The sequence below is a fragment of the Bradyrhizobium sp. genome (assembly GCF_016462955.1).
Taxonomy (GTDB): Bacteria; Pseudomonadota; Alphaproteobacteria; order Rhizobiales; family Xanthobacteraceae; genus Bradyrhizobium.
On record NZ_JAEMSD010000092.1, the window covers coordinates 7916 to 17153 of the forward strand.

The 9238-nt window shown below is 63.4% G+C and carries 8 protein-coding genes; 3 read left to right on the top strand and 5 right to left on the bottom strand.

Translation table 11 applies throughout. The features are described from left to right. From JHD07_RS12550 to ugpC, 5 genes are all read right to left on the bottom strand, one after another. Positions 1 to 751, bottom strand: a 751-nt coding sequence (locus JHD07_RS12550; RefSeq protein ID WP_291622451.1) for an SDR family oxidoreductase, incomplete at its 3' end; no start/stop codon positions are given. 65 nt (positions 752 to 816) lie between these two features. Next, positions 817 to 1740 carry a carbohydrate ABC transporter permease gene (locus tag JHD07_RS12555; protein WP_291622453.1) on the bottom strand — a complete coding sequence of 308 codons (924 nt, stop codon included), beginning with the start codon at positions 1738 to 1740 and terminating at the stop codon, positions 817 to 819. Beyond that, positions 1733 to 2686: a sugar ABC transporter permease gene (locus JHD07_RS12560; RefSeq protein WP_291622455.1), complete on the bottom strand. Its 954-nt coding sequence runs from the start codon at positions 2684 to 2686 to the stop codon at positions 1733 to 1735. Before JHD07_RS12560 ends, JHD07_RS12555 begins: the two co-directional genes overlap by 8 nt. 64 nt (positions 2687 to 2750) lie before the next feature. Next, a complete protein-coding gene (locus tag JHD07_RS12565; protein WP_291622457.1) occupies positions 2751 to 4070 on the bottom strand; it encodes an ABC transporter substrate-binding protein in 1320 nt (439 codons plus the stop codon). Positions 4071 to 4148: 78 nt separating this feature from the next. After that, positions 4149 to 5216 carry a sn-glycerol-3-phosphate ABC transporter ATP-binding protein UgpC gene (gene ugpC / locus JHD07_RS12570; RefSeq protein ID WP_291622459.1) on the bottom strand — a complete coding sequence of 356 codons (1068 nt, stop codon included), beginning with the start codon at positions 5214 to 5216 and terminating at the stop codon, positions 4149 to 4151. 202 nt (positions 5217 to 5418) lie between these two features. On the opposite strand from ugpC, the gene JHD07_RS12575 reads away from it, so the two are divergent. The 3 genes from JHD07_RS12575 to JHD07_RS12585 all read left to right on the top strand — a co-directional run. Further along, on the top strand, positions 5419 to 6519 hold the full coding sequence (locus JHD07_RS12575; RefSeq protein WP_291622461.1) for a LacI family DNA-binding transcriptional regulator: 1101 nt from the start codon (positions 5419 to 5421) through the stop codon (positions 6517 to 6519). Between the two features lie 123 nt (positions 6520 to 6642). Continuing rightward, a complete protein-coding gene (locus tag JHD07_RS12580) occupies positions 6643 to 8472 on the top strand; it encodes an IlvD/Edd family dehydratase (RefSeq protein ID WP_291622463.1) in 1830 nt (609 codons plus the stop codon). A 133-nt stretch (positions 8473 to 8605) separates the two neighbouring features. Further along, positions 8606 to 9238, top strand: a 633-nt coding sequence (locus JHD07_RS12585; protein WP_291622465.1) for an SDR family oxidoreductase, incomplete at its 3' end; no start/stop codon positions are given.

Consider the following 9238-nt stretch of genomic DNA (forward strand, 5'->3'; position numbering starts at 1 on the left):
GTCCCGGCATGGTCAGGTTGCGGCGCGGCCCGACCGCGGCAAGATCCATCGTGCCGGCGTGGAGCAGGAAGCCGACCGCCGAGCGCGGCGTGGCGTGCCAGTGGCGGACGTCCTCGGACACCGGCAGGATCGCTTCCTTGCCGGCGAGCGGCTCGCGCAGAATGTTGGAGAAAAAGCCCGAGGCCGCCTTGTTGGGCAGGCCCGGCCGGATGCAGATGGTCGGCAGGCGGATCCCGATGCCGTCGAGGAAGCCCCGGCGGGAATAGTCGGCGAGCAGCAATTCGCCGATCGCCTTCTGGGTGCCGTAGCTGAGCAGCGGGGTGTGGAAGAACTCGTCGCCGATCGCATCCGGGAACGGCGCACCGAACACCGCGATCGAGGACGTGAAGACGACGCGCGGCTTGTAGCCGCCGCCCGCGAGCCTAATCGCATCCAGCAGCATCCGCGTGCCGTCGAGATTGATGCGGTAGCCCTTGTCGAAATCGAGCTCGGCTTCGCCCGAGACGATCGCGGCCAGATGGAAGATCACGTCGGGGCGGCCGGCGATCAGCTTCTCGGCCGCGCCGGCGACCGCGAAATCACCCGAGACGGTCTCGACGGGGAAGCCGGCCTGCTCGGGCTTCTTCGGCTCGACCACGTCATGCATGGTCAGCTTGGTAATGTCGCTCTTGCCGAGCCGGCCGTCGCGCAGCAGCCGTTCACAGAGTTTGCGGCCGACCATGCCGGCGGCGCCCAGAACCAGAATGTGCAAGAGCTCAACTCCTTGTCATTGGCCGGAGCGCGCCGGCCCTCACCCGCCTCCGGCAAGCCTCGCGATCATACCTTCACGGCGCCGGTCATCGCAGACACATAATGCTCCACGAAGAAGGCGTAAAGGATCACGAGCGGCAGCGAGCCGGCCAGGGCTCCTGCCATCAGCGAACCCCAGCGGTAGATATCACCATCCACGAACTCGTTCACGATCGCGACGGGCACCGTCTTGTTGCTGGTCGACTGCAGGAAGGTCAACGCGTAGATGAACTCGTTCCAGCACAGCGTAAAACAGAAGATGAAGGCCGAGATGAGGCCCGGGATGGCCAGCGGCACCACGATCTTGGTCAGGATCTGCCAGCGGCTCGCGCCGTCGATCAGCGCGCATTCCTCGAGCTCGAACGGGATGGTCTTGAAATAGCCCATCAACAGCCAGGTCGAGAACGGGATCAGGATGGTCGGATAGGTCAGGATCAGCGCCAGCGGCGAGTCGAACAGGCCGTACTGATACACGACGGTGGCGAGCGGAATGAACAGGATCGACGGCGGCACCAGATAGGCGAGGAAGATCAGCCCGCCTACGAGATTGGCGCCTTTGTAGCGCAAGCGCACGATGGCATAGGCCGCGAACACCGATGCGACGATCGACAGGATGGTGGCGCAGATCGCCACATACATCGTGTTCCAGAGCCAATACGGATAGTAGCTCTCGAAAAGCAGCTTTTGGAAGTGCTTGAAGGTCGGATTCCAAGTCCAGAACGGATTGAACTTGTCGAGATCGAGCAACTGCTCGTCGGGCTTCACCGACGTCAGCGCCATCCAGTAGAACGGGAACAGGAGGACGACGACGATGATCGTGAGAGGCAGATAGAGCGTCACGAGGCGGCGGGGCACCGACTGCAAATAGCTCATGCCCTCGCTGTTATCGACGCGCGCCGGCGTCGATATGACGGCCTTGAGATCGATCTTCGAGGCAGGAAGATCAGTCATTGCTTTCTCCCTGTTGCCATTTGCGACGCTGCAGGCCGAACCAGGACACCATGATCGCGGCGAGCAGGAACGGAATCATGGCGCTGGAGATCGCGGCCCCCTCGCCCAGCTGCCCGGCAATGATCGCGCGCTGGTAGGACAAGGTCGCCATCAAATGGGTGGCGTTGACCGGGCCGCCGCGCGTCATCGCCCAGATCAGCTGGAAGTCGGTGAAGGTGAAGAGCACCGAGAAGGTCATCACGACGGCGATGATCGGCGTCAGCAGCGGATAGGTGATGTAGCGGAAATTCTGCCAGCGCGTTGCGCCGTCGAGCGTCGCTGCTTCATAGAGCGAGGGCGAGACGGTCTGCAGGCCCGCGAGCAGCGTGATCGCCACGAAGGGCACGCCGCGCCAGATATTGGCGAAGATCACGGAAATGCGCGCCCAGGTCGTATCGCCGAGGAAGTTGATGTTCTGGTTGATCAGGCCGAGCTGCTTGAGCGACCAGGAGATGATCGAAAATTGCGAGTCGAAGATCCACCAGAATGCCAGCGCGGAGAGCACGGTCGGAACGATGAAGGGGATGAGCACCATCGCACGCAGCATCGCCTTGAAGGGCATGTGCTCGTTGAGCAGCAGCGCCAGATAGAGCCCGATCGCGAATTTGAGGGCGCTGGCGACAAAGGTGTAGAGCAGCGTGTTGAACACCGACAGCCAGAAGATGGAATCGTCCCACAGCCACTCGTAGTTCTCGGTGCCGACGAACTGCCCGACCCTGCCGATGCGGGCATCCGTAAAGGACAGCCAGATGCCGAGCCCGAGCGGATAGGCCAGGAAGAAGATCAGGAACGCCATGGCCGGCACCATGAACCAGAAGCCGAGCCAGTTGCGATTGTGTTTGAGCTGGGTCCAGGCGTTTGCCTCGCTCATCTGAGGCTTGGCCCGGGGAATTGCGACATCAGCCATGCCCGATATCCCTGATCGAAATGTTGACGAGCGGGCGGCCGGACGGCCGCCCGCTCCGTGACCGTCAGCGATAGATGCGCTTCAGCTGGCGCTCGGCGTCTGCCATCGCGCCCTTCGTATCCTTGGCGCCGGTGCAGTAGTTGGCGAACATGTCGACGACGATGAAGTCGGCGATCGCGGTCGCCGCCTTCTCACCGACCGTGCCGATACCGGCGGCCGGCAGCGTGCGCTTGGAAGCTTGTGCGAAAACGGCGTTCTTGGGATCGGCCGTCCAGATCGGCGCGGACTCATAGGCGTTCAGGGTCTGCGTCAGATAGCCTTGCGCGCCGCCCAGCCACTTCTCGTAGTTCTCCTTCTCCAGCATGAAGGCAACGAAGGCCTTTGCCGCATTCGGATATTTGGTGAAGTTGAAGGCGAGGATCGGCAGCGCCAGCTGCAGCTCGGTCGGCTTGCCGACCGGGCCGACGGGCCAGAGCGCGTGGTAGGTGTCCTCCGCGAGCTCCTTCTTGCTGGCATCGGTCTTGGCGGCGACGTAGATCGAGATGCCGTTCGCCGTGCAATAGAGCTCGCCGGCGAGGAAGGCCTTGTTGTTGGACGAATCGTTCCAGGACGCCGTGCCCGGGATGAAGCTGTCGTACAGCGCCTTGCAGTATTCGAGCGCCTTCGCCGTCTCCGGCGAATTGATGATGATCTTGTCGTTCTGGTCGACCGTGTAGGCGCCGTGGCCCCACAGCACCCAGTGCAGCCACGAATTGCCGTCGCCCGAGGCATGACCGAGCGCGAAGCCGGCCGGCGTGTTGTTGGCCTTGAGCGCCTTGCACATTTCGAGGAAGCCGGGGAAGTCCTTGGGGAATTCCTTGAAGCCCGCCTTTTCCAGCGCCGACTTGCGGTAGGTCATGTAGCCGCCGTTGGTGGCGACGGGAATGCCGAGCCAGTCGTTGCCGAGCTTGCAGGTCTTGGCGGCCGCGTCGGTCCAGCCGCCGTATTTGTTGCCGAGATAATCGGCGACATCGTTCATCTTGAGCACTTTGGTCGGGAACAGCTGCGGCAGCGTGTGCAGGCCCCAGGCGAGATCGAGGCCGGAGCCGGTGTTGGCCGCAACCGAGGCCTTCGGCTGCACGTCCTCGAAGGACTCGCTGAACGTGTTCATCTCGGTGCCGGTCGCGGCCTTGAAAGCCGCCACCATCGCGTTGAATGCATCGTCCTCCGCCGGCACGAAGCGCTTCCAGCGCATCACGGTCAGCTTGGCGCCGGGCTCGGCCTTCCACGGCGCGCTCTGCGCCCAAGCCTTGGCGAAATCAAACAGTGCCGGCCCCGTCAGCATGCCGGTCGCAGCTAAAGCCGTGCCGCCTTGGAGCAGAGATCGGCGAGTAAAATCTTGCATGGTGTCCTCCCTGTGATGCTTTTTGTTGTCTTATGCTTGTTGTCTTATGCTTGTTGTCTTATGCCTTGTCGTCTGGCGCTAGGCATTCATGCGTTTGCCCGTCGCATCGTCGAACAGATGGACCAGCGACGGCTCGGGCTTCAGCCGCACCTTGTCGCCGGGATTGAACTGGTGGCGCTCGCGGAAGACCGCAACGACCTGCTCGCCGCCGAGCTTGGCGAACACCTGCGTCTCCGAGCCGGTCGGCTCGACCACGATGATCTCGGCCTCGGCGCCGTCATCTGCGATGGTGAAGTGCTCGGGCCGCACCCCATACACCACGGGGCGGCCGTCGGAATTGGCCGGCGCGGTCTTGAGCGGCAGCTTGACGCCGTTCGGCCCTTCGAAGGTGGCGACGCCGTTGACGCGCACATGCCCCTTGAGGAAATTCATCGCAGGCGAGCCGATGAACCCGGCAACGAACTGGTTGTCCGGCTTGTCGTACAGCTCGAGCGGAGTGCCCATCTGCTCGACGATGCCGTCATGCATGACGACGATCTTGTCGGCCATGGTCATGGCCTCGATCTGGTCGTGGGTGACATAGACGGTGGTCGTCTTCAACCGCTGATGCAGCTCCTTGATCTCGGTGCGCATCGCGACGCGGAGCTTGGCATCGAGGTTCGACAAGGGCTCGTCGAACAGGAACACCTGCGGATCGCGCACGATGGCGCGCCCCATCGCGACGCGCTGGCGCTGGCCGCCCGAAAGCTGGCGCGGGTAGCGGTCGAGCAACGGCGACAACGCCAGGATCTCGGCAGCGCGCTTGACGCGCTTGTTGATCTCGTCGGCACCCGCGTTCCGCAGCTTGAGCGAGAAGCCCATGTTGTCGGCGACCGTCATGTGCGGATAGAGCGCGTAGTTCTGGAAGACCATCGCAATGTCCCGCTCCTTGGGCTGGACATTGTTGACGACGCGGTCGCCGATCGAGATCGTTCCGGAAGTGATGTTCTCGAGGCCCGCGAGCATGCGCAAAAGCGTCGACTTGCCACAACCGGAGGGGCCGACCAGGACAACGAACTGACCGTCTTCGATTGGAATCGTCACGCCGTGCAGGACTTCAAAATTGCCGAACGATTTCCGCACGTCGCGGATTTGCACAGACGACATCTAGCTCCCTCCTCGAAAGTCCACGACGCTCTTTGGCGCCGCGACCGTCTTGTTTTTCGGACTTGACCGAACCAGGCCCGATCTTAGCGGGCGACATTGTCGGTAGTTTGTGCGGTTTTGGCAATTTGTCTTTGGTTAGTCGCTGCTGGTAGCGCTGTCAACGTTCCTTTGTTTGCGGGACTGACTGTGTTATGAGCAGCAAATGGGACGAAAACGCACAAAGTCAGGCAAAATCCGGCTGGCCGAAGTGGCCGAGCTTGCCGGCGTCAGCCCGATCACGGCGTCCCGCTTCTTCCGAAATCCCGAGGCTTTGTCCGTCGCCAAGCGGACCCGAGTCGAGAGCGCCGCCAAGGAGCTCGGATATGTGCCGAACCTTGCGGCCCGCGCACTGGCCTCGCACCGCACCGAAGTCATCGGTGTATTGATCCCCTCTCTCACCAATAACGTGTTCTCGGACGTGCTGCGCGGCATCTATGACGCGTCCGAAGGCAGCCGTTACTCCATCCAGTTGTCGAACACGCGCTACAGCATTCTCCAGGAGGAGAAATTGCTGCGCCTGTTTCTGGCGCAGAAGCCGGCCGGGCTGATCGTCACCGGCATCGACCAGACCGCGGAGTCCCGCGCGATGCTTCAAGCCGCGGACTGCCCGATCGTGCAGATCATGGAGATCGGCCCGGATCCGGTCGACATGATGATCGGCTTTTCCCACTATGATGCAGCCCGCGCCGCGGTTGCGCACCTCTTCGAGCAAGGTCACCGCAAGGTCGGTTTCGTCGGCGCACGCATGGATCCCAGGGTGCAGCGGCGGCTGGACGGATATGTCTCCGCGATGAAGGACGCAGCCCTGTTCGATCAGCGTCTCGTCGTCACGACGGCGACCCCGACGTCAGTGACGCTCGGGGGTGCGCTGTTCACCGATCTGCTGGCGCGCGAGCCCGACATCGACGCGGTCTTCTGCGCCAACGACGACCTTGCGCTCGGCGTGCTGTTCGAGTGCCGCCGCCGGGAGATCGCAGTCCCTGGGCAGATCGCGATCGTCGGCTTCAACGACCTCGAATTCATGGCCTCCGCCGTCCCCACTCTCACCAGCGTGCGCACCAACCGCTACGAGATGGGGAAGACGGCCGCCACCATGCTGATCGATGCGATCGAAGGGCGACGTCCGGAGCAGCCGGTGCTCGATCTCGGCTTCAGGGTGATCGAGCGGCAAAGCTCGTCGGCACGACGTTCGGACAGCAGGCCGGCCGTCTCAGGCGCGGGCGCGGCCAACAAAATGATAGCGTTACCAAGTGGCCAAGACTAGTATTCGCAATCGTGAGGAAACGACCCGCTACCGGGAAGGCAGATCATCGCGCGCGCCGTTGGGCACCGCACATGCGGACACCATGAGACGGACGCCAGTGCGTTTGCATTGCAGGAGAAACCAATGACAAAGAAACCAACCAATGGGCATGCCGCCGGCAGCAACGGTACCCGCCGCCATCTTCGCTCGCAGGAATGGTTCAACAACCCGCATAATCCGGGCATGACCGCGCTCTATATGGAGCGCTATCTGAACTACGGACTCACCCGCGCAGAGCTGCAATCGGGCAAGCCGATCATCGGCATCGCCCAGACCGGCAACGACCTGTCCCCCTGCAACCGCCACCATCTCGAGCTCGCGCACCGCGTCCGCGAAGGCATCCGCGAGGCCGGCGGCATCGCGATGGAATTCCCGACCCACCCGATCCAGGAGACCGGCAAGCGCCCGACCGCGGCGCTCGACCGCAACCTCGCCTATCTTGGGCTTGTCGAAATCCTCTACGGCTATCCGCTCGACGGCGTGGTGCTGACGACCGGTTGCGACAAGACCACGCCGGCCTGCATGATGGCGGCGGCCACCGTGAACCTGCCGGCCATCGTGCTGTCGGGCGGCCCGATGCTCAACGGCTGGCACAATGGCGAGCGCACCGGCTCCGGCACCATCGTCTGGAAATCGCGCGAGCGGCTCGCCGCCGGCGAGATCGGCTATGAGGAGTTCATGGAGATCGTGGCCTCCTCGGCGCCCTCGGTCGGCCATTGCAACACCATGGGCACCGCCTCGACCATGAACGGACTTGCCGAAGCGCTCGGCTTCTCGCTGCCGGGCTGCGCGGCGATCCCCGCCCCCTATCGCGAGCGCGGCCAGATCGCCTATGAAACCGGCAAGCGCATCGTCGAGATGGTCTGGGAAGACCTGAAGCCCTCGGACATCCTGACCCGCAAGGCGTTCGAGAACTGCATCGTGATCAACTCGGCGATCGGCGGCTCGACCAATGCGCCGATCCATATCAACGCCCTCGCCCGGCACATCGGCGTCGAGCTCACGATCGAGGACTGGCAGAAGGTCGGTCACGACGTGCCGCTGCTGGTCAACATGCAGCCCGCCGGCTTCTATCTCGGCGAGGAATTCCACCGCGCCGGCGGCGTGCCCGCCGTGGTGCGCGAATTGATGAAGCACAAGCGCATCCACGAGGATGCGGTCACGGTCAACGGCCGCGGCATCGGCGAGAACTGCAAGAACGCGCCGGAGCCCGACAACGACGTGATCCGGGCTTATGACAAGCCACTGGTGAAGGACGCCGGCTTCCTGGTGCTGAAGGGCAACCTGTTCGATTCCGCGATCATGAAGACCTCGGTGATCTCCAAGGAATTCCGCGACCGCTACCTCAGCAACCCCAAGGACCTCAACGCCTTCGAAGGCCGCGCCATCGTGTTCGAAGGGCCGGAGGACTATCACGAGCGGATCGACGACCCCTCGCTCGACATCGACGAGCGCTGCGTGCTGTTCATCCGCGGCACCGGTCCGATCGGCTATCCCGGCGGCGCCGAGGTCGTGAACATGCAGCCGCCGGCCGCCTTGATCAAACGCGGTATCCTGTCCCTGCCCTGCATCGGCGACGGCCGCCAGTCCGGCACCTCGGGCTCGCCCTCGATCCTGAACGCCTCGCCGGAAGCTGCCGCCAGTGGCGGTCTTGCGATCCTGAAGACCGGCGACAAGGTCCGCATCGACCTCAACAAGGGCAGCGCCAACATCCTGATCCCGGACGAGGAGCTGAAGAAGCGCCACGCCGAGCTCAAGGCCAGCGGCGGCTTCAAGCATCCGCCGAACCAGACGCCCTGGCAGGAGATCTACCGCAACACCGTCGGCCAGCAATCGACCGGCGCCTGCATGGAGCTCGCCACGAGGTATCAGAACGTCGCCGGCACGTTTGGCGTGGCGCGGGACAATCACTAACAACTTCCGTCATTCCGGGGCGCGACGCAGTCGCGAGCCCGGAATCCATAACCACGATCGGGAGTATGGATTCCGGGCCTGCACCTGACGGCGCATCCCGGAATGACGACCCCGATTCGAAGGAGTGAACAAAATGGCCAACCGCCTCAAGGGCAAACGCGCCGTCGTCACGGCGGCTGCGGCCGGCATCGGGCGCGCCTGCGCGATCGCATTCGCACGTGAAGGCGCAACCGTCATCGCCACCGACATCAACGAAGCCGGCATCGCCGGCCTGAGCAAGGAAGGCATCACTGAAGTCGCAAAGCTTGACGTCCGCAACACCGCCGACGTCAACGCTTTTGCCAAGCGCATCGGCAAGATCGACATCCTGCTCAACGCGGCGGGCTTCGTGCACCACGGTACCATCCTGGACTGCTCGGAAGAAGATTTCGATTTCTCTTTCGACCTCAACGTCAAGTCGATGCACCGGACCATCAAGGCGTTTCTGCCCGACATGATCGCGGGCGGTGGCGGCAGCATCGTCAACATCTCGTCCTGCGCGGCCTTGAGGCCGCCGGCGAACCGCTACGTCTACAGCTCGTCGAAGGCCGCGGTGTCGCTGCTGTCGCGTGCGGTCGCGCTCGACTTCATCACCAAGGGCATCCGCTGCAACTCGATCTGCCCCGGGACGGTCGAGACGCCGTCGATGCTCGATCGCGCCGCCGCGCAAGGACCGCAGGGCAAGGAGATGTTCATCTCCCGCCAGAAGATGGGCCGGCTCGGCACC

Excerpts from the sequence above, each read along its gene's own strand:
- JHD07_RS12555 (WP_291622453.1), bottom strand. The coding sequence starts at position 1,740 with ATGACTGATCTTCCTGCCTCGAAGATCGATCTCAAGGCCGTCATATCG.
- JHD07_RS12560 (WP_291622455.1), bottom strand. The coding sequence starts at position 2,686 with ATGGCTGATGTCGCAATTCCCCGGGCCAAGCCTCAGATGAGCGAGGCA.
- JHD07_RS12565 (WP_291622457.1), bottom strand. The coding sequence starts at position 4,070 with ATGCAAGATTTTACTCGCCGATCTCTGCTCCAAGGCGGCACGGCTTTA.
- ugpC (WP_291622459.1), bottom strand. The coding sequence starts at position 5,216 with ATGTCGTCTGTGCAAATCCGCGACGTGCGGAAATCGTTCGGCAATTTT.
- JHD07_RS12575 (WP_291622461.1), top strand. The coding sequence starts at position 5,419 with ATGGGACGAAAACGCACAAAGTCAGGCAAAATCCGGCTGGCCGAAGTG.
- JHD07_RS12580 (WP_291622463.1), top strand. The coding sequence starts at position 6,643 with ATGACAAAGAAACCAACCAATGGGCATGCCGCCGGCAGCAACGGTACC.